We start from the raw sequence: 24057 nt of genomic DNA on the forward strand, positions 1-24057 counted from the left end.
TTTTAGTCTGCATTCTTTTGTTGAAATTTGTGTAGACCATATTGGCATATGCAGCAAGACCTTAGCAATTACAGAAAATCGTATGAAAAAAGTTCCTTGACCGAGGATACGGTGAAGGCAAACCCATTGGAACAATTTCAAAAGTGGTTTTATGAAGTGGAAGCCTCAGGAGGACCCGATGAGCCCAATGCAATGACCTTATCGACCATTGGGTCTGATGGATACCCAAAGAGCAGAGTGGTACTCATGAAAAAGTACACGCATGAGGGGTTTATTTTTTATACCAATTACCATAGTGAAAAAGGAAAGGCCATCGACACCAATCCTATGGTCTGTATTTCCTTTTTTTGGGCCAATTTGGAACGACAAGTTATCATTAAGGGAAAAGCAGAGAAGATTGCTGAAAACTTGTCAGATGGATATTTTGAATCCCGACCAATAGGCAGTCAATTAGGCGCTATTGTATCCAATCAAAGTGAAGTTGTCGCTTCGCGCGAAGTTTTAGAAAAGGATCTTAAGAAACTGGAAGCGTCTTTGGAAGGAAAGGAAATCACTAGACCAAAACACTGGGGTGGGTATTTAGTTAAACCTGTTTCTATTGAATTTTGGCAAGGAAGACCTAACCGATTGCACGACAGACTTCGATATACATTGCAGGAGGATTATGATTGGAAAATAGAACGTTTGGCCCCATAACCCTTATAAAATGAAGCAAATTATACTGGTAAGACACGGAAAATCTTCTTGGAATTATCAAGTCTCAGATAAGGATAGGCCGCTAAAAGAAAGGGGAATCAACGATGGGATATTGGTTTCCAATGCGTTTGCAAATAAAAATATTACCATCGATTTTGCATATGCAAGTCCAGCAAACAGAGCGCTGGCAACCAGTATGATTTTTTTAAGAAATCTAAATTTCGACCTCGATTTATTTCGGGTAAATGAATCACTATACGACTTTTCAGGAAAGAGTGTTTCCGATTTTGTGAAACGGTTGGATGATGGGCTGGAAACCGTAATGATCTTTGGTCATAATTACGCTTTTACTACACTTGCAAATACTTGGGGAGATCAGTATATTGAAAACGTTCCAACATCAGGCCTAGTGCACATCAAATTTGATGTTGAAAATTGGCATGCGATCAGTAAAGGGACCTCCGAAACCATAATTTTTCCAAAACACCTTAAACGATAAATGATAAAAGTAAAGAACGAATACGTAAATCGGGAAATCAGTTGGTTGCATTTCAATGCACGGGTACTGCAGGAGAGCATTGACAAAAAAGTACCCTTGATAGACCGTTTAAGATTCTTGGGGATTTTCAGTAACAATCTGGATGAGTTTTTCAAAGTACGCTATGCCACGGTTAAACGTATTGTTGATGCTGGAAAGAAAGGTAAAAGTGTTCTGGGGGGTGAAAAGGCAAAAGATCTGCTGGAAGAAATCACTAAAATTGTAATTGAACAACAGGCCAGGAGCCAAGAGATATTGGAAAGTATTGAGGAGGAGCTCAAATCAGAAAATATCTTTATAATCAATGAAACGGAAATCAACGAAAGTCAGGCTGAATTCATCAGGGAATACTTCTTTAAAAAGGTGAATCAAGAGTTGATGACTATAATTCTAAATGATCTTACAGAGTTTCCATTACTGAAGGATACAGCAGCTTATCTCGCTGTTAAAATTGTCATGGCGGATGGTGAGAATGGGGAGCATAATAAGAATAGATATGCATTGATTGAAATTCCAAAAGGCATTGACCGGTTTATTGTGTTACCTCAAGAAGGAGACAAGAATTACATTATCCTTTTAGATGATTTAATCCGATTTTGTTTGGACAGCATTTTCACCATGTTCGAGTTTGAATCCATTTCTGCACATATGATCAAAATCACCAGAGATGCCGAATTGGATATAGATAATGATTTGACCAAGAGTTTTATCCAAAAAATATCTTCTAGTGTTGAACATAGAAAAATAAGTGATCCGGTGCGTTTTGTGTATGACAAAAGCATTGATAAGGACACCCTTCAATTTCTTAAGGAGAAAATGAATATTGTGGATACCGATAGCGTGATTCCCGGCGGTAGATACCACAACAGAAGGGATTATATGGGGTTTCCAAGCTTAGGTCGTCAAGATTTAATGTATAAGAAAATTGAAGCCCTTCCGGTAAAAGGTTTTAGTAGGGATGGAAGTCTTTTGGAACGAATAGCCCAAAAGGATTATATGATTTATGCGCCCTATCACACCTTTTCATACGTTACCAAGTTTTTAAGGGAAGCAGCCCTAGACCCTAAGGTAAGGGCAATAAAAATCACCATTTACAGATTGGCTAATGATAGTCAAATCGCATCAGCTTTGGTGAATGCTGTGAAAAATGGAAAACAGGTCACGGTTCAGATAGAGTTACAAGCCAGGTTTGATGAGCAGGCCAACATCAAATACGCCAACCAATTACAAGCAGAAGGAATACGTTTGATTTTTGGTGTGCCTGGTCTTAAGGTGCATAGTAAAATTTGTTTGGTGGAACGTGAAGAACATGAAGGTATTAAACGATACGGTTTTATCAGTACCGGGAATTTCAATGAAAGCACGGCCAAGATTTATACCGATTATACGTTGTTCACCGCGCACGAGGGAATCTTAAAAGAAATGAGCAGGGTTTTTGATTTCTTTGAAACTAACTACAAAGTTCATAAATACAAACACCTCATTGTCTCTCCCCATTATACCAAGTCAACATTTATTAAGTTGATTGACAATGAAATTGAAAGTGCCCAACAAGGAAAAGAAGCTTACATCAAGATAAAGATGAATAGTTTAACGTCCTATAAAATGGTGGATAAGCTCTATGAAGCCAGTAGGGCCGGGGTTAAAATTCAGTTGATTGTGCGAGGGGTGTGCTGCCTTATTCCTGGGGTGGAGGGGATGAGTGAAAACATTGAGGCCATTAGTGTGGTGGATAAATTTTTGGAGCATCCTAGACTTTTCGTGTTCGGGAATGAAGGGGACCCTAAAATTTATATTTCATCAGCAGATTGGATGACACGTAACCTCGATTTTAGGGTAGAAGTAGGATGTCCTATCTATGATCCAGATATAAAGCAAGAGTTGCTGGATACTTTTGAAATTTCGTGGAAAGACAATCTTAAAGCGAGAGTTTTCTCAGCAAATCAGGACAATGCATATCGTATAAAAGATGATTCAGAGCCTGAGTTAAGGTCACAATTCGCATTGTACGATTATTATCAAGCCAAGTTGGAATTCTAAAACCTACAATTTGCGAATACGGAAGTTTGCTGCTATTGATATTGGCTCCAATGCCGTAAGGTTGTTGGTGAACAACGTCATTGAGCATGAGGACAAACCTGTTTCCTTCAAAAAAAGTGCTCTGATCCGTGTCCCGGTGAGATTAGGGGAAGATGCGTTTACAAAAGGTGAAATATCCGATGTAAGCCTTAAACGATTGGTCAAGACCATGAAATCGTTTGATTTGCTGATGCAAGTTTATGGTGTTGAAAAATATATGGCTACCGCAACTTCCGCACTCCGTGAGGCTGGAAATGGGGAGAAGGTGGTGCAGCATGTATTTGAGCATTCCGGTCTGAAGATTGAAATCATTGATGGGAAAAAAGAAGCCGAAATCATTGCATCAACAGATTTAAAGGAACTCATTAAAAAAGATCGCTCCTATTTATATGTCGATGTTGGTGGGGGTAGCACTGAATTCACTGTATTTGATCAAGGAAAGCTTGTAGCCTCTAAATCCTTTAAGATAGGTACGGTGCGAATTCTCAATGATTTGGTAAGTGATGACCTTTGGGAAACTGTGGAGAAATGGATAAAAACCTATTTAAACGGAGACTCCAAAACAGAGATCATTGGCTCCGGGGGTAACATCAATAAGTTGCATAAAATGTCAGGAAGGAAGATGGGACAACCCCTATCTTACATTTGGTTGAATGCCCAATACCATTTCTTAAATAGTATGGATTACGAGGATAGAATTGCTGAATTGGGTCTGAACCAGGATAGGGCCGATGTTATTATTCCAGCAGCTCAAATATTCCTATCAGCGTCCAAATGGAGCGGTGCAAAGAAAATCCATGTTCCCAAAATTGGATTGGCGGATGGGGTCATCAAAACTTTATACTATCAGTAACTAACCATGCATGGTTTCGCGTTTCCCTAAATGCTGCATGAGCTCGGCTTCGTATTCCAGCAGTTGTTGCCATTTGGCGTCCACCTCTTCACGATTGCCATATTTGCGGGCAAATTTCAAAAACATAGTGTAGTGGTTGGCTTCACTGGCCATTAAACTTCGGTAAAATTCGGAAAGCTCAGGATCGTTTATTTCCTCGGATAACAATCGGAAGCGCTCACAACTTCTTGCCTCAATCAATGCGGCATACAGTAATTTATGTACTAAGTGCGTATCCCGGCTTCCACCTTTTGGGAAAAACTTCATCAATTCAAGTACATATTCATCCTTGCGCTCGCGACCTAATACCCAACCGCGTTTTAGGATTTTATCGTGAACCATATTAAAATGCCCCATTTCTTCTCGTGCCAAAGCAGTCATTTCCTTGACCAGTTCCGATTTTTCAGGAAAACCAATGATTAAGGAAATGGCAGTACTTGCTGCTTTCTGCTCACAATAGGCGTGATCGGTCAGAATTTCTTCAATATTCTTTTCCACAATATTCACCCATCTTGGATCAGTAGGAAGTTTTAAGCCTAACATGTAAAATCTATAGTTTGAAAATGATGACTAAGATAGAAGTATTTGAAGTAAATTATACTATTTCGCTTCATTGATAGTTATCTTTGTAAGAAATCTTGGATATCCCCCAACAACCAATATTTAATCGAATTTGCATTGATGCTGGATAACTTTACTAGCGACCAATTACAATCACTTTTAGAGCATAACCTAAGTGTTGAAACTTGGGATTGGTACAAACAAAAATTAACGTCGATAATTGAAAATTCCTCTGATAGGGAACTTTATGTTGCCTATAGTCTGTGCGCGTCCAAAATTGATAGGGCAAGTATTTCCTATACAGGCGCAACCGAAGTGAATTTAAAGGAATATCTAGAAGTTCAAAATGCGGACTTGCTCGAACTAAGTCGCATTAATTTATTGGTTAAGGTTTTAGAAGGTAATGCTTCCTTTTTCAAGGATAAAGTTGGCAAATTGATGGAGATTGCAGACAGTAAAGAATTGGAAACCTTTTTGAAGTATCTGGTTTTCCTGCCAAACGCCAGCGATTACCAATACAATGCGGTGGAAGCTTTACGAACCAATATTTCAACGGTTTTTGATGCGATTACTTTGAATAATCCATATCCTTCAATGTACTTCAATGAACAACAATGGAATCAAATGTACTTGAAAGCGGCATTTATGGAACGGGACCTAGGTTGTATATTGGATGTGGATAAAAGAGCGAACAAGGAATTAGCCAGGATAATTTCAGATTACGCACATGAAAGATGGGCGGCATCCCGCACAATTGATCCAGAAATTTGGAGACCTGTATCCTCTTTTTTAGGAGATGGTCTTATGGAAGATATGAACCATCTGTTTCAAAGTAAGAATCCATTAGAACAAAGAGCGGCAGCGTTATGTTGTTACAATTCCAATTACGAATTGGCAGCTCAGGCATTGAATAAACACCCAGAACTAAAATCACAGATAGAAAGCTCAAGACTTACTTGGGATAACTTCAAAAATTGATTATGGCAAAGAAATTACAATTTATCGACCCTCATGTACACATGACCTCAAGGACCACGGACGATTATGAAGCTATGGCAGCCGCAGGAGTTGTGGCCGTGATTGAACCGTCATTTTGGTTGGGGCAACCGCGTACCCAGGTAGGTTCATTCCAAGATTATTTTAGTAGTCTAGTGGGATGGGAACCATTCCGCGCAAGTCAGTTTGGGATAAAGCATTATTGCACTATTGGACTAAATTCCAAGGAAGCGAACAACGAGCCGTTGGCAGAACAGGTTATGGATCTTCTTCCATTGTATCTTCATAAAGAAGGTGTTGTTGCGGTAGGGGAAATCGGTTATGATGATCAAACCCCTGCGGAAGATAAATACTTCAGACAACAATTGGAACTGGCAAAAGAGTTTGGAATGCTGGTACAGGTGCATACACCACATCGGGATAAAAAAGCCGGTACCATAAAAAGTATGGAGGTCTGTTTAGAGCATGGATTGGATCCAAGCATGGTGATCATAGATCACAATAATGAGGAAACCGTCCAGGAGGTTCTTGATCGTGGTTTTATTGCGGCATTCACCATTTACCCTAAAACAAAAATGGGGAATGAAAGAATGGTTGAAGTAGTAAGGCGTTTTGGAAGCGACAATATCATTGTGGATAGTTCAGCGGATTGGGGTGTAAGTGACCCTTTGGCGGTACCGAAAACCGCATCCTTGATGCTAACGCGGGGAATTCCTGAAATCGACGTCGTTAAAACATGCTATCAAAATGCTTTGGATGCCTTTGGTAAATCTGGAAAGATGAAAGAAGAGCACTGGCAAAATGCAAAAGGAATTGATCAACGACAATTATTCCAGGATAATAGTGTCCTACGTGGTCAAGAACCAAAAGTGGAAAGCGACAAAATTGTTTGATGAACGCCACTTTAAAAGGATATCTACAATTATGTAGACCACCAAACCTACCAACCGCGGCAGCGGATATCATTGCTGGTTCTGCTTTAGCAGGGATTTTTGTTGAAGATGGTATTATTCCCATTGATGCGCTATTGGTGTTGGTTTTGGCTTCGGTTTTACTTTATGCAGGGGGTGTAGTGCTTAATGACGTTTTCGATGCTAGTCTCGATGCCGTGGAAAGACCAGAACGACCCATTCCAAGTGGTGTAATCCCAAAAAAGAAAGCAGCTTTCTTTGGTATTGTTCTTTTGCTGTCAGGTATTATTTGCGCAATACTTGTAAACCATACCAGCGGAACTGTTGCCGTAGGACTGGCTTTATCAATTCTTAGTTACGACGCATTTTCCAAAAACAATGCATTATTGGGTCCACTGAATATGGGAGTTTGTCGTGGACTGAATCTTCTATTGGGAATTTCGATTGTTGGGGCGTTTGTACAGTTGGAATATTTAATTGTACCAATTGTTTTTATAGCCGCCATAACAACAGTGAGTAGAGGCGAGGTACACGGAAACAACAAAAAAAACCTGGTTTTAGCAGGTTTTTTATATGCTTTGGTGCTTTTTTTCGTTATGTATTTCCATACCAATCATATGAAACCTTTTCTTCCATATTTAGTGTTTTTGGCATTGTTTGCGGCAATGGTATTGGCACCCTTGGTGAAGGCGTATCAAAAAAATACCCCTGAAAACATAAAAAAAGCGGTTATTTCGGGCGTTTTAGGTATCGTGATTTTGGATGCTGCAATTGCTGTGGCATATTCCAATTGGATGATTGGTATATTGATACTTTTGCTATTACCTTTATCCAAGCTTCTAGCTAAACTATTTGCTGTCACTTGATTGCCATGAAACCTCTACCAAGCATAAGTCAGTCGTTTTCTGTAAAATTTGAGTACAAACTCCATTTTACGCAACATTTGTTTTCATTAGAGAATCCGCTACTTGTGGATGTCCTCAAGGAATATAATGGCCATGGCGCAACTAAAATGCTATTTGTGGTTGATAGTGGGGTCCGACTAGGACATCCAAATCTTTTTGAGACCATTGAAGCCTATTGCGGTCATTACAGTAAATACATTCAACTTACCAGGATAATCGAAATAGAAGGCGGTGAAGCCGGTAAGAATGACCGAAACAATTTGGCAAGGGTTTTAGACGGAATCAATGATTTTGGAATTTGTAGACATTCATTTGTAGTTGTAATTGGTGGTGGCGCATTAATTGACATGGCCGGATATGCTGCAGCAACTGCACATCGTGGTGTTAAATTGATTCGTATACCAACCACTGTCCTTTCCCAAAACGACGCCGCGGTTGGTGTAAAAAATGGTATCAATGAATTCGGCAAAAAAAACTTCTTGGGCACATTTGCGCCTCCTTATGCAATTATCAATGATTTCGAATTTTTGAGAACATTGGGGCAACGCGATTGGATTGCCGGAATTTCAGAAGCGATTAAAGTTGCTTTGATAAAAGATGCGGGATTTTACCAATACATTCAGGAAAATGCAAAATCCCTAGCGGATAGAGAGGATGAGCCTATGTCCTATGTCATTCATCGATGTGCTGAAATTCATATGCACCATATTGCCAAAGGGGGCGACCCGTTTGAAAGTGGTTCCTCAAGACCTTTGGATTTTGGACATTGGGCCGCACATAAATTGGAACAATTGACCAATTATGAGTTGAGGCATGGAGAAGCCGTAGCAATGGGTATTGCCTTGGATGTTACCTACGCTCAGATGATAGGTTTGGTTGATGAAAAAGTGCTGAATAGCGTTTTGGACGTGTTTGAAACTATTGGTTTCAATTTGGAAATCCCAATTAATAAAGACAATGGTATTGAAGAATTACTGAAAGGAATCGAAGAGTTTAGAGAACATCTTGGAGGTGAACTCACTATTACCCTAATTACAGGAATTGGTGCCAAACATGATGTCCACGAAATTGATATGGATGTCATGCGCAAAGCGATTGCCCGTCGCAGCGTCGCCCGAGAAGAATTATCATTATAACAATGCTGGTAGCAGACAATTACCAATTAACCTATTGTACCAATATTCACCAAGGTGAAAACTGGAAGGTTACCTTTGACAATCTCAAGAAATATGTACCTGTAATCAAGCAGGAGGTGGCACCAACCCAAAAATTTGGACTTGGTCTCCGTCTTTCAAACAAAGCCAGTGAAGAACTGGCTGCGGACAATAACCTATTCGATTTTAAAAGGTGGTTAAACGAGGAAGATATTTATGTCTTTACCATGAATGGCTTTCCCTTTGGCAATTTTCATGGAGAACGGGTAAAGGATATGGTGCACGCTCCAGATTGGACTACAGAGGATCGTTTGGTCTATACTAAAAGACTTTTTCATCAATTATCCGAATTGTTGCCTGAAGGCATTTCAGGCGGGATATCAACGTCGCCAATTAGTTATAAATATTGGCATAAATCCGAAGAGGATCGGATAAACGCAATGTCCGCTGGTGCCAAGCATATGTTGCAAGTAGCTATCCAGCTTTATGAAACGGAATCGGAATCTGGAAAATATATGCATCTGGATATTGAACCGGAACCAGATGGACTATTGGAGAATAGTGATGAGGTGGTTCAATATTTCGCCGACTATCTATTGCCTATCGGTATACCAATGTTCATGGATAAATTTGATTTGGATGAGGAAACCGCAGCGGAACGCATTAAAAAATACTTGACTGTTTGCTACGACATCTGTCACTTTTCATTGGCTTTTGAGAATCCAAAGGATACCTTCGCTAAATTCGATTCCAATGGTATTCGAGTTGGTAAAATTCAGGTAAGTGCAGCATTGAAAATTTTGTTTGATAAAACGAATGCATCGAACATTTGGGAAGCGCTTGAAAAGTTTAATGAGCCTACCTATTTACACCAAGTAACACGGCTAAACAATGGTAAGGTAAGAACCTATTCAGATTTACCCGAGCTATTTGCGGATAAAAACAATCCAACAGAATTACGGGCACACTTCCATGTACCAATTTTCTTAGAGGAATTTGATTATCTAAATTCTACCCAAGATCAAATTTTAGATGTTTTAGAGTACTTACGAGAACATCCAAAACTTAGCGAGCATTTGGAAGTTGAAACCTATACTTGGGATGTACTACCTTCCCATCTTAAATCGGATTTGAGCGAATCTATTGTTCGCGAACTCCAATGGTTGAAAAACAGGCTTGAAGGATGAAAAAGACAGTTGTCATCAATGTGGTTGGACTCACGAAGCGCTTGATCAATGATCATACTCCTTTCATAAAATCCTTTTTGGAACAAGGTTCGTTCAGTACGATCAAACCGACCATTCCAGCAGTTACTTGTACAGCGCAGTCAAATTACTTAACAGGAGTTGCTCCAAACACCCACGGAATAGTGGGCAATGGGTGGTATTTTAAGGATGAACTTGAAGTTAAGTTTTGGAGGCAATCCAATAAGCTGGTGCAGGCAGAAAAACTTTGGGATTTACTTAAAAAAGAGGACGACAATTTCACTTGTGCCAATATGTTTTGGTGGTACAATATGTATTCTACGGCGGATTACAGTGTTACGCCTAGACCAAATTATTTAGCAGACGGCCGAAAGATTCCTGATATATACTCGTATCCGGCCGGTTTACGCGATACGCTTCAAGATGAATTAGGACAGTTTCCCTTGTTTCATTTTTGGGGACCAAAAACATCAATCAAATCCAGTAAATGGATAGCTGATGCCGCTGTTCGAACTGATAAAATCCATGATCCCACACTTACCCTTATCTATTTACCTCATCTAGATTATAATTTACAACGCCATGGCATCGATTTTAGTAAGATTTCGAGCGATTTAAGTGAAATTGACACCGTAGTCGCTGGTTTAGTAGACTATTATAGTGCCCAAAATTCTGAAATTGTACTGTTATCGGAATACGGTATCACAGATGTCAATAATCCTATCCATTTAAACCGCATATTACGAAGCAATGACCTGCTTGCCATACGCAAGGAACGCGGACTGGAATTATTGGATGCAGGTGCGAGTAGGGCTTTTGCCGTAGCGGATCATCAGGTGGCACATATTTATCTAAATGATCTAAGTATCCTTGATGATGTAAAAGCTTTGATTCAACGGCAAACTGGTGTGGAAAAAGTACTTTCAGGCGGTGAATTGGAAGAATACCAGTTAAATCATGAACGCTGCGGGGATATCGTTGCCATCGCGGACAAGGATTCTTGGTTCACCTACTATTTTTGGGAGGATGACAGAAAGGCACCGGATTATGCTCGGATGGTTGATATTCATAAAAAGCCAGGGTATGATCCCGTGGAAATGCTAACCGATCCGAAAGATAAATTTGTACTGTTGAAGGTGTTATGGAAATTATTCAAAAAGAAGTTAGGTTTTAGAACGGTGATGGATATAATTCCATTGCAAGCTGAATTGATTAAAGGATCGCATGGAAGGATTCCAGAAGATGAAGAAGATCTACCGGTATTTATTAGCAATTCTGAGAATCATCCTGATAAATATCAGCTAAATGCAACTGAAGTTTTTGATATCTTGAAAAGCATAATTAAACAACAACCGATATGAACTTATTCTTTAAAATTTTAGCCGCGGTTTTTACGGGTTTATTCATTTATGCCATTGCGGTGCAATACAATGACCCAGACGCCACAAGATGGTATTTGTATTATGGGGTTGCTGCATTGGCATCCGTTCTATTCATTTTTAACCAATTACGAATTTCTTGGTCAGCAGTCCTTTTGGGCTTTTACGTTTTTATGATGTTCCAGGTTTGGCCAGAAAAATTTGAGGGTGTGACCATTGGAGAAGGCGATATTGTAAATATTGAAAGGGGTAGGGAAGCTTTAGGTTTGGCTATAACCGCGTTTGCAATGTTGGTTTATCTTTTGCGAATGTTGTTCGCCAGAAAATCAAAAGTCTAAATCAAATTCCTTTCGCAAAGCATCGAGAGCAGGGTTCTTTTCCCTTAACTTTTGATACTTCTCCTCTGGTGTAAAAGCAAACTTTTTTGCAACTTCTTCATTGACTGTAATGTACAGTTGAATGAAGTAGTTGTTTAATTTTTGTTTCAGGTAATCCATCATTAAACTCTGTTCACGTTCCACCTCTTTTTTCATGGTACTATTTGGTAATTCAATCCAAATAGTGGTCTCATCCTTGAGCTTGGGAACATCGGCTTGTAGATTACTGGCCAAAATTTTTCGACCGCGATCTTCAAGTTCTTGTACAAAGTCATTCCAGTGTTCTTTCATCATGGATTCCTCAAAAGCCTTGCGTGGTAAATCTGCTTCATTTATTAGAGGCGTTTTGATATTCTCATGTTCCTTTTTAGCTTTTATACTGCTTAATGATAGGCCTGAAACTCTTTTTTCTGGCGCTTTTATTTGGATTTTCCTTTTAGGAACATCAACAATTGGAGTAGTAGCTGTTTTTACCTCCGCAGTTGGTTGGGTTTCCTTTACTTCCGATACTGATGTAACAGTTTCTGGTTTAACGGGATTAGGAATACTTGGAACTGGAATGTGCGCATCAATTTTCTCTTCGGTAGTGGTAAAGAAGGATGCTGGTATTATGAAATCAAGGTTTTTTTTTTCTCCATCAAAAGTGATAGAGGCTAATTTCATAAGCGTTAATTCAACAAGTAATCTTTGGTTTTTACTTGTTTTATAACTTAAATCGCAATCATTGGCTAAATCCAACGCTTTGATCAGGAATGCTTTGTCCACTTTATCGGATTGACTCTTGTATTGCTCTTTTACATCATCACCAACTTCCAAAAGGCTATGTGTTTCTTGATGTTGGCATACCAATAAATCTCTAAAATGGGAAGCAAGTCCAGATATGAAATGATGCCCATCAAATCCAAGCGAAAGGGTTTTATTGAACAACACCAGTAATTCCGGGATTTTGTTTTCCAGAATTAAATCTGTTGTTGTAAAATAGGTGTCATAATCAAGAACGTTCAGGTTTTCAGTAACTGCTTTTCTAGTCAGTTTGTTTCCAGCAAAACTAACTACCCTATCAAATATGGATAGGGCATCACGCATGGCGCCATCAGCTTTTTGCGCAATAATATGAAGCGCACTTTCCTCCGCCTCTATACCTTGTTCATCGGCAATGTATTTGAGATAAGCCGCAGCATCTTTAACGGTGATTCTTTTGAAATCAAAAATTTGGCAACGTGAAAGTATTGTCGGGATTATTTTGTGTTTTTCCGTGGTGGCTAGTATAAATATGGCGTGCTTTGGTGGTTCTTCAAGTGTCTTTAAAAACGCATTGAACGCCGATTGGGAGAGCATATGCACCTCATCAATAATATACACCTTGTATTTGCCTACTTGCGGGGGAATACGTACCTGATCTATCAAACTGCGGATATCATCCACAGAATTGTTGGAAGCAGCATCCAATTCAAAAATATTGAATGCGAAATCCTCGTCTTCCCGTTCCGTACCATCTTGATTGATTTTTTTGGCCAATATTCGGGCGCAAGTAGTTTTACCTACCCCTCGCGGACCACAAAAAAGTAGAGCCTGCGCCAAATGATCATTATCAATGGCATTTAGTAGCGTGTTGGTAATGGCTTCCTGACCCACAACATCCTTGAATGTTTGGGGACGATATTTTCTCGCCGATACAACAAAGGGTTCCAAATTGGATTTCTTTTTTCGCTTCCTTACAAATATAAAAATAGGAAGTGGCAAAGAAAGGGGGCTGGGGCTTTCTGAACTTTTTTTTATTAACAATTCGATTACCTTTGCGGCCAGCAGGCCACCTTATCGCTGTAATCCACTTGGTGGTATTAAAGAGGAAAGTCCGGACACCATAGTGCAGCATAGCGGGTAACGCCCGTCCGCCGAAAGGCGAGGACAAGTGCAACAGAAAGCAAGTACAGTTCGGCTGTAGTGAAATCAGGTAAACTCTATGCGGTGAAACGTCACGTAAACCAGTGTTTGAGGGCTGCACGCCCAAATTGGAGGGTAGGCGGTTTGAGCTTTTGGGCAACCAAATGCCTAGATAAATGATAAGGGTATACAGAATCCGGCTTATGGCCTGCTTTTCTTGAATTCAGTAATTATTCTTCCGACTCGAAGAAACTAAATATACTACCGCCATATTTTCGTTGTTCGGTAAATTTAGAATGGCTGGATAAGTTGGTTTGATCGGAGTGTTCTACGATTAGCACTCCCGATGCTTCAAGTAGTTTGTTTACCATGACCAAATCCACAAGTTTAAAAAAGAGACTATCTTCAAAATTGTATGGCGGGTCCGCGAAAATTATATGGGCCTGTTGTTTACTGCGTTCTAGATACTTGAAAACATCCGATTTTATGGGGTTAATTGGTAGTTCCAGCTCCTTTGATATCTTGGAAATATATTGAACGCAACCTGCATAACTATCTACAGCAACAATCTCTGGACATCCCCTTGACCCAAATTCAAAACTGATATTCCCCGTACCGGCGAACAAATCCAGAACATTGATTTCGTCTAGATAGAATCGGTTGTTCAAAATATTGAAGAGGCCTTCTTTGGCCATATCCGTGGTAGGGCGCACCGGTAATTTTTTTGGTGCAGTAAGCCTTTTGCTCTTGTACTTTCCTGAAATGATTCGCATTACATCTGGCTTATGGCACTGAAATCAATAGCCTGGGATTCCAACTGGTCCAACGGATAATTGGCGTCTGTTGGCACGAAAACGGAAACATGCTTCACATAAGAATAGCAGAGATCAAAGATTTCATCTCCTTCCTCAATTGTTCCGAAGAGTTTTAATTGCACCTGTTCCAAATCAATTTCCAATTGTTCCAAACTGAACAATAGGAAATACAGGAAATCCTCCTTGGTCTTATATTCAAAATGATTATAGAACAACAGTTTTTTATCTGAGATCACCACGACTTCCATTTCTTTTTCCGAGACATGAACGTAGCAAAAGGGTTTGGAAGATGCTCGGGATTGATTTAAAAGCGTGCTAATTAAAACTGTTCCTGTGTGTTTAAATTCAAATTCGCCGAACAAATCGAAGATATGATTATTGATATTGGCGAATGGGACATACACATTTACTAAATCGTGATTGGCAATTTCATCATATGCAATATGATCATTTGCCATGATTTTGGTATTAAACTTTAAATAGTTGGCAAGCTCCTCTTCTTTAAACAGGGTTTTTGGAACCAAACCAAAAAGACCATTTTTATGGATGACCACTACCTCGGAAAATTTAGAACCAGAGGTACTGTTCTTGTTCAATACCGATTTTAACTCTTTGAGCATCAAATAAGGCGTTGATGCAGTTTTGAAGTGTACCTTGTCAAACACAAGAATCTCATTGGAAACTGTATCTAGTACACAAAAAGAAAGTCCATTCAAACCAACTTGAATGGACAATTTCTTAAAAGAGTTTTCGGAATTTTGTTCCTGTATATTATTGGTCTTTTCTGTCATAGATTGGAGGCCAGTTTCCATTTGTACTTACATCGGTAAGTGAACCAACCTTAATTTCTGTACCATTAACTTCTTCAACACTTTGATGTGCGTTTTCCCGAGCTAACAAATCTCTTGGCTGATCGTATAATACCAAATCTTTTTTCGCTTTGGCTTCGAATACAGGTGCTTTGTATCCTTGCTTATCAATAATATCAGCCTTCATTTCAAACTTCTCACCACCTTGAGCATATGGAATGTTCATCATCGTTTTGTAACGATCGTCATTTTTGAAAAGAGAGTCTTTTACTTTAACAAATCCAAGCGTGTCAACAACAATTGTATCTACTTGTAAATCAATTTGGTATACTTTATTGTAGCGCATAAAGGAAGAATCCTTTTGCTGTGTAATGGTGTAGCTTCCAGTGTCCACGAATTGAACTAGACTGTTAAAGTTACTGGCAAATCTACCATTTACAGTTTTGTAAGCTTCCTGAGAATCCCTAATGTCCTTTAATTTAGCAATTACTTGCGAAAATCTTTCTTTTCTGACTTTTTTGAATTCGATAGGAGCGTTGATGGATTGATAAATCATATAACCTAGAAAGATGCTCAAAAGTCCAAAGGCAAGAACCAAAATCGGTTTGACTTTCTGGGGTAAAAATCTGTCAATCAGGAATACAAGGCCTATGGTAACAAGGCAAATAACAACAACGATAAGAATTAAGTTTAACATGCGAATATTGTCTTTCTTAGTTAATTTAGCGGTTACTGACAAATCTACAATTTTTTTTTAATCACGAAACTTTTTGCTTTAAAAATCCATACCATTCAAAACAGCTTATGACAGACCCTACTCCTGCAGGATTTTTGGAGATTCTTTTACAAAAATTTCCACATGAACCAACCCTAAAACAACACATCGCTTTAGAGAAGTTGTCCAAGTTTATTTTGGACCGAAAAAGTGAAAAGGTTTTTCTATTGAAAGGATTTGCCGGTACGGGCAAAACCACATTAGTAGGTACTGTGGTAAATAGCCTTTGGAAAGTAAAAATGGGTTCTGTTTTGTTGGCACCCACCGGAAGAGCGGCCAAAGTGATGTCTTTGTATTCAAGTACAACGGCCTTCACCATCCATAAAAAAATATACTTCCCTAAGAAGCAAAGCGGTGGAGGTATACAATTTGTGCTGTCACCTAATAAGCATCGAAATACATTGTTTATCGTTGATGAAGCATCAATGATTCCAGATACTGCAGCGGATTCAAAACTATTTGAAAATGGCTCTTTATTGGATGACCTTATGTATTATGTGTATGCTGGCCATAATTGCAAATTGCTGTTGATTGGCGATACGGCCCAGTTGCCACCTGTAAAATTGAATTTAAGCCCCGCCTTGGAAGAGGACCGCATTGCGTTGAATTACAATAAGGAAGTAGAATGTTTGGAATTGGATGAAGTAATGCGACAGACCCGGGACTCGGGAATTCTGCATAATGCTACGCATTTAAGGGAACAATTACAACAACAATTCCATGAAACGTTTCAATTTGAATTAGGAAATTATCCTGATATTATCCGCTTGATTGATGGTGCTGAGATTCAAGGAGCCATTGATGATTCGTATTCCAATGACGGTAAGGAAGAGACTGCTATTGTGGTTCGGTCCAATAAAAGAGCAAACCTATACAACCAGAACATCCGGGAGCGTATACTGTTTTTGGACAATGAAATTGCAGTAGGTGATTATATGATGGTGGTCAAGAACAACTATTTTTGGTTAAGACCTAATTCTGAAGCAGGATTTATTGCAAATGGCGATATAATCGAGATTTTGGAATTGTTTGCAATCAAAGAGCTCTACGGGTTTTCTTTTGCAGAAGTAAAGGTCAAAATGGTTGACTATCCAAATCAAAGACCTTTTGAAACCGTATTGTTGTTAGATACGATTAAGGCGGAAACTCCATCTTTGTCCTATGAAGATGGGAATCGTTTGTATCAAGAAGTCATGCAAGACTACGCACATGAAAAATCCAAATACAAAAAGTTCCTAGGTGTAAAGAACAACAAATACTTTAATGCATTACAGGTAAAGTTTTCTTATGCTATTACCTGTCACAAGTCCCAGGGAGGTCAATGGAAAAATGTGTTTGTAGAGCAACCTTATTTGCCCAATGGCGTGGATAAGGATTATTTAAGATGGCTATATACTGCTGTCACTAGGGCTAAGGAGAAGTTATATCTTATTGGCTTTAAAGATGATTTTTTTGTTGACTAGGAATACTTTACTTTAGTCAAAGTCATGGGAATGAGTCCAGATACCATACTAAGTATTTTTTTAGGCATTGGCCTTGCTGCATCCGTTGGATTTCGGGTGTTTTTACCATTATTTACGCTGAGTTTGGCGGCCTATTTAGGTGCATGGGATTTAAATGAAAATTGGGAATGGATTGGTAGTTTGGCAGCTTTGATTACGTTAGGTGTAGCTACGCTAGTCGAAATATTCGCCTATTTTATTCCATGGGTGGATAATGCATTGGATAGTTTGGCTGTCCCCTTGGCTGCAATAGCGGGAACGGCGGTGGTTGTGTCCACTGTAGCTAATCTAGACCCTGTAGTAACCTGGTCATTGGCTATAATTGCCGGAGGTGGTACTGCCACAGCTATCAAGGGCGCCAATGCAGCAGGAAGACTTACTTCCTCTGCTACCACAGGCGGACTTGCAAATCCATTAGTATCAACCGTTGAAACAGGAACAGCTGTTGTGGTTTCCACCGCATCAATTTTAGTGCCCCCAATTGCAGCTATTTTAGTAATTGTTATTTTGGTCGTCATTTTTAGGATTTATCGCAAATTGCGGCCGAAAAGCAAATAATAACCCCCTAAACAATACGAGTGAAGATTATTTCAATGATACCGGCTAGGTACCAAGCCTCCAGATTCCCTGCTAAACTAATGCAGGATTTGAAAGGTAAACCGGTTATTGTCAGAACCTATGAAGCCGCTGTCAACACCGGGTTGTTTGACGAGGTTTACGTAGTGACGGATAGTGATTTGATTTTTGATGTTATCTCAGAAATAGGAGGAAAAGTGCTAAAAAGTCGAAATGAACATGAAAGTGGTAGTGATCGCATAGCTGAAGCTGTTGAGGATTTGGAGGTTGACATTGTTATTAATGTTCAAGGGGATGAACCTTTTATTGATAAAGAGAGTTTGACCAAGGTAATTGAAGTCTTTCACAATGATCCTGAAAAAGATATTGATTTGGCTTCATTGATGACTCCGATTACTGATTGGGATGAGATTTCAAATCCAAATACAGTAAAGGTAATAGTGGATAACCAAGATTTCGCTTTGTATTTTTCGCGGTCGCCAATACCATATCCACGTGACGAAAACGTAGAATCCGTGTATTATAAACATAAGGGTATCTATGCTTTTCGTAAAAGGGCATTATTGGATTTTCAGCGCCTACCGATGCTTACATTGGAAGCAAAGGAAAAAATTGAGGCCATCCGATTTTTGGAATATGGCAAAAAAATAAAAATGGTGGAAACGCATGTTACCGGAATTGAAATTGATACCCCCGAAGATTTAGAACGAGCCAAAAAGGCATGGACATAGATTTAAAAAACATAAAAGTAATCGGCTTTGACGCCGATGATACCCTGTGGGTCAATGAAACCTACTTTCGAGAAACTGAAGAACGTTTCGCGGAATTGTTGGAATCTTATGAAACCAAAAACAAAGTGGATCAAGAGCTCTTCAAAATGGAGATGCAGAACTTGGAACTCTATGGCTATGGTGTCAAGGGATTCGTACTTTCCATGATTGAATCCGCACTTGATCTTTCCAATAACAACATACCACAAGAAACACTATTGGAAATAATCAAGCTAGGTAAGCGTATGATCTCGCATCCGGTTGAATTGTTGGATGGTGTAGAAGAAGTATTGTCCACCCTAGAGCATAAATACCGTTTAATTATACTCACCAAAGGCGACCTTTTGGACCAGGAACGCAAATTGGAAAAATCTGGTATATCCAGGTATTTTCATCATGTTGAGGTGCTTAGTGATAAAAAAGAGAGTAATTACAAAAACCTATTGGAGCACTTGGAAATCGATGTAAACGAATTCTTGATGATCGGGAATTCATTGAAATCAGATGTGCTGCCTATTTTGAATATAGGCGCAAGGGCAGTTCACGTACCTTTTCATACCACTTGGGCCCATGAAATGGTGGACGATACCAAGCAAGTGAACAATCATTTAAAGTTAAACAGCCTCAAGGATATTTTGAAGTATTTGGATAACTAATGAAGACAGAAAGTAATTTGAAAAAGGACAAAGGCATAGCGAAAAATACTTCGGGCCACAGGAATTTTCCTATGGTTCCAAGGGTGGTATTTGGTCAAGGAAGCTTCCATCAATTAGGTGAAATTCTATTGCCCAGACGCAGAAATTCAGACGCACCTTTTATCTATTTGGTGGATGATTACTTTGAAGATAAGAGTTTGGCACATGACATCCCTTTGATTTTCAATGATGAGCTCATATTTGTTTCGGCCGAAGAAGAACCAAAAACCCAACAAGTGGATGCACTGGTTTCTCGAATCCGGGAACGGTTTGATGAAATGCCATCCGGGATAGTAGGTATTGGAGGTGGAACACTTTTAGATTTGGCCAAAGCAGTTTCGATTTTACTCAATAACAGTGGCCTTGCACACGATTACCAAGGCTGGGATTTGGTGCAAAAGCCATCAATTTACCACGTAGGAATTCCGACTATTAGTGGAACCGGGGCCGAAGTTTCCAGAACCACAGTGTTGTTAGGGCCAGAAAAAAAACTTGGAATAAACTCGGATTACACCACTTTTGACCAAGTGATTTTGGATCCGGATTTGGCGATTACAGTGCCAAAGGATCAATGGTTTTATACAGGAATGGATTGCTTTATCCATTGTGTGGAGTCACTTAACGGAACCTATTTGAATGCATTTAGTCAGAGTTATGGTGAAAAGGCAATGGAATTATGTAAGGAAGTATTTCTTGAAGATATACCCGATACTGAGTCACGTGATAAATTAATGATGGCTTCATGGCATGGCGGCATGAGTATAGCTTATTCTCAAGTAGGCATTGCGCATGCCATGAGTTATGGATTGTCCTATTTACTGGGCACCAAACATGGTGTTGGAAATTGCTTGGTGTTTAAACATTTGGGAGAATTTTACCCAGAAGGTGTTGCGTTATTCAATCAGATGTTGGAAAAACACAATATTCAGTTACCTGAGGGAATTTGTGCCAATCTAACCCAAGACGATTTTGATATTTTGGTCAAAGTTGCATTGGGTATGGAACCTTTATGGGAAAACGCTTTGGGAAAGGATTGGAGAAGCATAATGACGCCAGAACGTTTACAACAATTGTATCAGCAAATTTAACGCTGAAGGAATTGTTTCATTAAAATTTCACCCATGCATCAATTTGCCAAATTCCTATATTATAAAGTACTCGGATGGAAATTGGTTGGAACGTTTCCAGATGTTGACAAATGCGTCATAATAGTGGTGCCGCATACCCACTGGTTGGACTTCTTTTTGGGCCTGTTGGTGCGCAAAGTGATTAATAAGGATATGCACTATATCGGCAAGAAAAGCCTTTTTAAACCCCCATTTGGCTGGTTTTTTAGGTGGACCGGAGGAGCCCCAGTGGACCGAAGTAAGAATTCAAACACTGTTGATAGTATTGCGGATATTTTCAATCAGCGAAAGGTCTTTAGATTTGCCTTAGCTCCAGAAGGTACACGTAAAAAAGTGACTGCCTTAAAAACAGGTTTTTACCATATTGCCAAAAAAGCCAATGTGCCAATAGTTATGGTGGCGTTCGATTTTGGTAAAAAACAGGTAAAAATAGCTGAGCCTTTTATGGCCTCAGACGATATCCAAAATGATTTCAAGAATATTCGTGCGTTCTTCAAGGGCGTTAAAGGTAAAATCCCAGAATACAGCTATTAAGTTTTTTTGAGGGGTTCTGTTTTAGGTTTCTCAACTTTCTTTTTGTTTCCCGGAAACACCATATTCGTGCTCGAGTAACTACCTCCAAAGGTTATGGCTGCAGCATAAACCTGTTGAATGGCATCTACCACTTGGGCATCACTTAGTTGTTTTAAAGGGTGGGCATAAACCGACCAGATGATTTCATCACTAAGTGCATATTTTACATCCAATACGGAATGGAAATTGGCTACTAAGGCATTCAAAAGTTCTTCTTCACCAAGTTTGTCGCGTTCCACAATAGGTGAAATAATCCGCATCCGATTTGCATTTTCATCGAAAACACAAATAAGCATGGCACCATTCAAAACAAATTGATAAGAATTTCCGGCAGTTTGAACCGTATCTGCCTCTTGTTTAATAATCTCCAACAATTTTTTTGGAGTCATTTCTTGTGCAAGACAAGTGCTTGTGAATAAAATGGCCGTGAAGAAAAGATATAGTTTTCGCATAGCAATGATTTTCCTTTTTGGTCGATACGAACTAGACCTCTTTACAAAACAATCCCGAAAGAAATCTTCTATTCCTTCATAGTATGATAGACGTTCTGCACGTCATCGTCCTCTTCGATTTTTTCCAATAGCTTTTCAACATCTGCAACCTGTTCCTCGGAAAGCTCTTTGGTTACTTGGGGGATGCGTTCAAATCCTGATGATATGATTTCAATATTGCGGGATTCCAGCTCTTTCTGGATTGCTCCAAAACTTTCAAAGGACGCATAAATATGTATGCCATCCTCATCAACAAAGACTTCTTCAGCTCCAAAGTCTATCATCTCCAATTCCAATTCCTCTGGGTCCAATCCCTCGCTGTTTAAGGTGAAATTACAGGTATGGTCAAACATGAATTCAACAGAGCCTGAAGTTCCCAAACTACCGTTGCACTTATTGAAGTAGCTTCGGATATTGGCAACAGTCCGCGTATTGTTGTCGGTTGCTGTTTCTATCAAAATGGCAATACCGTGTGGCGCATATCCTTCAAACAAGACTTCTTTGAAATCACCTTGGCTTTTGTCCGAAGCACGTTTTATCGCCCTTTCTATGTTGTCCTTGGGCATATTGGCCGCTTTGGCGTTTTGGATTACCGCCCTTAAACGCGCATTTGAATCAGGATCAGGACCACCCTCTTTTACGGCAATAACAATATCCTTGCCGATTCTAGTGAAGGCCTTGGACATTGCGGCCCAACGTTTCATCTTACGTGCTTTTCTAAACTCAAATGCTCTACCCATTTTAATGTGATTTTGGACAATGGCAAATGTAACAAAATTTGAATCCTAGACAATGTCTCTTAGCCTGTGATGGCCTCAATCCTCTCGGCCAAATCGAAATCATTTTGGGTAATACCACCCATATCATGTGTGTTTAGACGTACAGTTAATCGATTGTACACATTTTCCCAGTCAGGATGATGATTAAGACCTTCAGCCTCAAATGCAATTAAGGTCATCTTGGCAAAGGCCTCCTTAAAATCTTTAAATACAAAAGTCTTTACAATACTGCCGTTTTCGTAGGTCCAGCCTTGTAACTTTTCAAGTCGGACTGCTAGCTCGTCGCTATTGAATTTTTGCATGATTCGCTGTTTTCCTTAAATTTCCACATTATCTACCAACTTTTCAAAAATAAATGTTAGGAAAGCATTTTACACTTGGCCCTGAAATCACTGCTTCCATGGAATTACTAAAATTTTATGGTTGGTGGGAATTTGTAGTCTGTTCTTTTGCTTTTGTGGCATTAATGTCGATCTGGTATCATATTGGTAAACGGCAAAAGGATTTTGGACCGGTTTGGTTGGCATTTTCAGTTTTGTGCTGGGCATTTTCTGGATTGGTGGAGCTTTTATTTTGGGATAGTTCTTCTAATGAATTGCACTATCGTGATGGGTTACGAAGCATTTTATCTTTAATGAATAGTCTTTTTATTCTGATGGCTTTGCCTTGGTTCAAGTATTTACCCAAACCATTTGAAGCTTTGATAAAATCCAGATTTTGGATGTATATCATTGGTATACCCTTCGTATTTGCATTATTGCCAACCCTCCATAAAATGTTTCTTGCTAGAACCGCATCCTTGATAAGTGAATTGGATGTGTATTATGCCTTGCTAACTTTGGTGTTTTTAGGTTTTGTACTCTGGGAGTCATTTGTAAAACGTAGACTACCCATATTGGGCTGGCTATCATTAACCACGGTGTTGGTGACCCTGCTAGCCCAGGTGTTCAAGTTTATTGGCGATGGCAGTAATCTCTTGCTTTTTTCTGCCATATTCAAGACCACTTTGATCATGTTATTTTTTGCCTTAGCCTTGAGTTGGGTTAAGGAATTGGTGGAAACTATAATTCCGGGACCCTACCAATTAAATATGCGATTTGGAAATATTCGTACAGTAGAAAATAAGAGTCATAAAGCAGTTGTTTTACAAGGATTTCCAGGGAATGAGGACAGAAGCATCCAGTTAAGTCCCTCTCTATATGGGCTTTTAAAGACTTTTGCAGAACGAAAATTGAGTACCGAGGAAGGCTGGTTGGAAATCAAACCCAAGAACTTTGATCACAATAAGAGCTACGATATCAATGATCATAATGAACTGAAAAGGTTATTGGAAGCATTACTCAATGGCCTTTTTGGAAAGGAAGCATGGACTAAGGACAAACACTATACACCGCTAAAAAACACACTCTTCGAATTGTCGGAAAGTCAAGCTCGGAAAATTCGATTGCAACTACCCAAGGAAAACATTTTAATTGAAAATGAATGAGTTAACTCTAATTTGTCTGCCTTTCTTCTACCGACACTAGGGAAATCGTTCCGACAAATTGCCGAAAAGTCATTTTGGAAAT

Annotated in this window: 26 protein-coding genes and 1 other RNA gene; 19 read left to right on the top strand and 8 right to left on the bottom strand. The window is 39.3% G+C overall.

Annotated elements, in window-relative coordinates:
* The first annotated feature begins 48 nt into the window (after positions 1–48).
* Genes pdxH through M3P19_RS15240 form a run of 4 tightly spaced genes read left to right on the top strand, consistent with a single transcriptional unit; the run spans position 49 to position 4166 of the window.
* The gene (gene pdxH, locus M3P19_RS15225; protein WP_249658553.1) at positions 49–696 is read left to right on the top strand and encodes a pyridoxamine 5'-phosphate oxidase; all 648 of its coding nucleotides are present in this window, start codon (positions 49–51) and stop codon (positions 694–696) included.
* Between the two features lie 10 nt (positions 697–706).
* Positions 707–1195 (top strand): SixA phosphatase family protein, encoded by a 489-nt coding sequence (locus M3P19_RS15230; protein WP_249658554.1) that lies wholly within the window; start codon positions 707–709, stop codon positions 1193–1195.
* Positions 1196–3274 carry a polyphosphate kinase 1 gene (gene ppk1, locus M3P19_RS15235; protein ID WP_249658555.1) on the top strand — a complete coding sequence of 693 codons (2079 nt, stop codon included), beginning with the start codon at positions 1196–1198 and terminating at the stop codon, positions 3272–3274. It abuts the gene before it with no gap.
* Between the two features lie 10 nt (positions 3275–3284).
* Positions 3285–4166 carry a Ppx/GppA phosphatase family protein gene (locus M3P19_RS15240; RefSeq protein WP_249658556.1) on the top strand — a complete coding sequence of 294 codons (882 nt, stop codon included), beginning with the start codon at positions 3285–3287 and terminating at the stop codon, positions 4164–4166.
* Here M3P19_RS15240 and M3P19_RS15245 read toward each other — a convergent pair whose 3' ends face one another.
* Positions 4167–4748, bottom strand: coding sequence for a MiaE family protein (locus tag M3P19_RS15245; protein WP_249658557.1), 582 nt, complete (start codon positions 4746–4748; stop codon positions 4167–4169).
* Between the two features lie 138 nt (positions 4749–4886).
* Between M3P19_RS15245 and M3P19_RS15250 the strand changes: the two genes are divergently transcribed.
* Genes M3P19_RS15250 through M3P19_RS15280 form a run of 7 tightly spaced genes read left to right on the top strand, consistent with a single transcriptional unit; the run spans position 4887 to position 11654 of the window.
* Positions 4887–5744: an EboA domain-containing protein gene (locus M3P19_RS15250; protein ID WP_249658558.1), complete on the top strand. Its 858-nt coding sequence runs from the start codon at positions 4887–4889 to the stop codon at positions 5742–5744.
* Between the two features lie 2 nt (positions 5745–5746).
* Positions 5747–6655: a TatD family hydrolase gene (locus M3P19_RS15255; RefSeq protein ID WP_249658559.1), complete on the top strand. Its 909-nt coding sequence runs from the start codon at positions 5747–5749 to the stop codon at positions 6653–6655.
* Positions 6655–7539 (top strand): UbiA-like protein EboC, encoded by an 885-nt coding sequence (eboC, locus tag M3P19_RS15260; protein WP_249658560.1) that lies wholly within the window; start codon positions 6655–6657, stop codon positions 7537–7539. Before M3P19_RS15255 ends, eboC begins: the two co-directional genes overlap by 1 nt.
* 5 nt (positions 7540–7544) lie before the next feature.
* Positions 7545–8714: a 3-dehydroquinate synthase gene (locus M3P19_RS15265; RefSeq protein WP_249658561.1), complete on the top strand. Its 1170-nt coding sequence runs from the start codon at positions 7545–7547 to the stop codon at positions 8712–8714.
* A 2-nt stretch (positions 8715–8716) separates the two neighbouring features.
* Positions 8717–9919: a metabolite traffic protein EboE gene (gene eboE / locus M3P19_RS15270; protein WP_249658562.1), complete on the top strand. Its 1203-nt coding sequence runs from the start codon at positions 8717–8719 to the stop codon at positions 9917–9919.
* Complete coding sequence (locus tag M3P19_RS15275) at positions 9916–11298, top strand: alkaline phosphatase family protein (protein WP_249658563.1); 1383 nt, start codon at positions 9916–9918, stop codon at positions 11296–11298. The genes eboE and M3P19_RS15275 overlap by 4 nt, the downstream gene beginning before the upstream one ends.
* Positions 11295–11654, top strand: a complete 360-nt coding sequence (locus tag M3P19_RS15280; RefSeq protein ID WP_249658564.1) for a transmembrane 220 family protein — start codon at positions 11295–11297, stop codon at positions 11652–11654. Before M3P19_RS15275 ends, M3P19_RS15280 begins: the two co-directional genes overlap by 4 nt.
* Here the strand turns inward: M3P19_RS15280 and M3P19_RS15285 are convergent.
* Complete coding sequence (locus M3P19_RS15285) at positions 11643–13385, bottom strand: DNA polymerase III subunit gamma/tau (RefSeq protein WP_249658565.1); 1743 nt, start codon at positions 13383–13385, stop codon at positions 11643–11645. The genes M3P19_RS15280 and M3P19_RS15285 overlap by 12 nt on opposite strands.
* A gap of 110 nt (positions 13386–13495) precedes the next feature.
* On the opposite strand from M3P19_RS15285, the gene rnpB reads away from it, so the two are divergent.
* An RNA gene (gene rnpB / locus M3P19_RS15290) (RNase P RNA component class A) lies at positions 13496–13796 on the top strand.
* A gap of 11 nt (positions 13797–13807) precedes the next feature.
* On the opposite strand, the gene M3P19_RS15295 is transcribed toward rnpB, so the two are convergent.
* From M3P19_RS15295 to M3P19_RS15305, 3 genes are read right to left on the bottom strand one after another with little or no spacing between them, the layout of a single operon-like run.
* Positions 13808–14350: an RsmD family RNA methyltransferase gene (locus tag M3P19_RS15295; RefSeq protein ID WP_249658566.1), complete on the bottom strand. Its 543-nt coding sequence runs from the start codon at positions 14348–14350 to the stop codon at positions 13808–13810.
* Entirely contained in the window at positions 14350–15183 is an 834-nt protein-coding gene (locus tag M3P19_RS15300; RefSeq protein WP_249658567.1) for a DUF3822 family protein, read from the bottom strand. Before M3P19_RS15300 ends, M3P19_RS15295 begins: the two co-directional genes overlap by 1 nt.
* Positions 15164–15898: a hypothetical protein gene (locus tag M3P19_RS15305; RefSeq protein WP_249658568.1), complete on the bottom strand. Its 735-nt coding sequence runs from the start codon at positions 15896–15898 to the stop codon at positions 15164–15166. Before M3P19_RS15305 ends, M3P19_RS15300 begins: the two co-directional genes overlap by 20 nt.
* Before the next feature lie 107 nt (positions 15899–16005).
* Here M3P19_RS15305 and M3P19_RS15310 point away from each other — a divergent pair, with 107 nt between their 5' ends.
* Genes M3P19_RS15310 through M3P19_RS15335 form a run of 6 tightly spaced genes read left to right on the top strand, consistent with a single transcriptional unit; the run spans position 16006 to position 21180 of the window.
* The gene (locus tag M3P19_RS15310; protein ID WP_249658569.1) at positions 16006–17439 is read left to right on the top strand and encodes an ATP-dependent DNA helicase; all 1434 of its coding nucleotides are present in this window, start codon (positions 16006–16008) and stop codon (positions 17437–17439) included.
* A 30-nt stretch (positions 17440–17469) separates the two neighbouring features.
* Complete coding sequence (locus M3P19_RS15315) at positions 17470–18036, top strand: DUF4126 domain-containing protein (protein ID WP_249658570.1); 567 nt, start codon at positions 17470–17472, stop codon at positions 18034–18036.
* 35 nt (positions 18037–18071) lie between these two features.
* Positions 18072–18785 (top strand): 3-deoxy-manno-octulosonate cytidylyltransferase, encoded by a 714-nt coding sequence (gene kdsB, locus M3P19_RS15320; RefSeq protein WP_249658748.1) that lies wholly within the window; start codon positions 18072–18074, stop codon positions 18783–18785.
* Positions 18776–19480, top strand: coding sequence for an HAD family hydrolase (locus tag M3P19_RS15325; protein WP_249658571.1), 705 nt, complete (start codon positions 18776–18778; stop codon positions 19478–19480). Before kdsB ends, M3P19_RS15325 begins: the two co-directional genes overlap by 10 nt.
* Positions 19480–20607, top strand: a complete 1128-nt coding sequence (locus M3P19_RS15330) for an iron-containing alcohol dehydrogenase family protein (RefSeq protein ID WP_249658572.1) — start codon at positions 19480–19482, stop codon at positions 20605–20607. The genes M3P19_RS15325 and M3P19_RS15330 overlap by 1 nt, the downstream gene beginning before the upstream one ends.
* Before the next feature lie 33 nt (positions 20608–20640).
* The gene (locus M3P19_RS15335; RefSeq protein ID WP_249658573.1) at positions 20641–21180 is read left to right on the top strand and encodes a 1-acyl-sn-glycerol-3-phosphate acyltransferase; all 540 of its coding nucleotides are present in this window, start codon (positions 20641–20643) and stop codon (positions 21178–21180) included.
* Here M3P19_RS15335 and M3P19_RS15340 read toward each other — a convergent pair.
* The 3 genes from M3P19_RS15340 to M3P19_RS15350 all read right to left on the bottom strand — a co-directional run bounded on the left by M3P19_RS15340 (position 21177) and on the right by M3P19_RS15350 (position 22791).
* Complete coding sequence (locus M3P19_RS15340; RefSeq protein ID WP_249658574.1) at positions 21177–21671, bottom strand: hypothetical protein; 495 nt, start codon at positions 21669–21671, stop codon at positions 21177–21179. The genes M3P19_RS15335 and M3P19_RS15340 overlap by 4 nt on opposite strands.
* 68 nt (positions 21672–21739) lie before the next feature.
* Complete coding sequence (locus M3P19_RS15345) at positions 21740–22450, bottom strand: YebC/PmpR family DNA-binding transcriptional regulator (RefSeq protein WP_249658575.1); 711 nt, start codon at positions 22448–22450, stop codon at positions 21740–21742.
* 59 nt (positions 22451–22509) lie between these two features.
* On the bottom strand, positions 22510–22791 hold the full coding sequence (locus M3P19_RS15350) for a 4a-hydroxytetrahydrobiopterin dehydratase (RefSeq protein ID WP_249658576.1): 282 nt from the start codon (positions 22789–22791) through the stop codon (positions 22510–22512).
* Positions 22792–22889: 98 nt separating this feature from the next.
* Here M3P19_RS15350 and M3P19_RS15355 point away from each other — a divergent pair, with 98 nt between their 5' ends.
* Positions 22890–23975 carry a hypothetical protein gene (locus tag M3P19_RS15355; RefSeq protein WP_249658577.1) on the top strand — a complete coding sequence of 362 codons (1086 nt, stop codon included), beginning with the start codon at positions 22890–22892 and terminating at the stop codon, positions 23973–23975.
* Positions 23976–24057: the final 82 nt, after the last annotated feature.

Origin of the sequence: Flagellimonas spongiicola (genome assembly GCF_023502425.1) — a bacterium.
Lineage (GTDB): Bacteria > Bacteroidota > Bacteroidia > Flavobacteriales > Flavobacteriaceae > Flagellimonas > Flagellimonas spongiicola.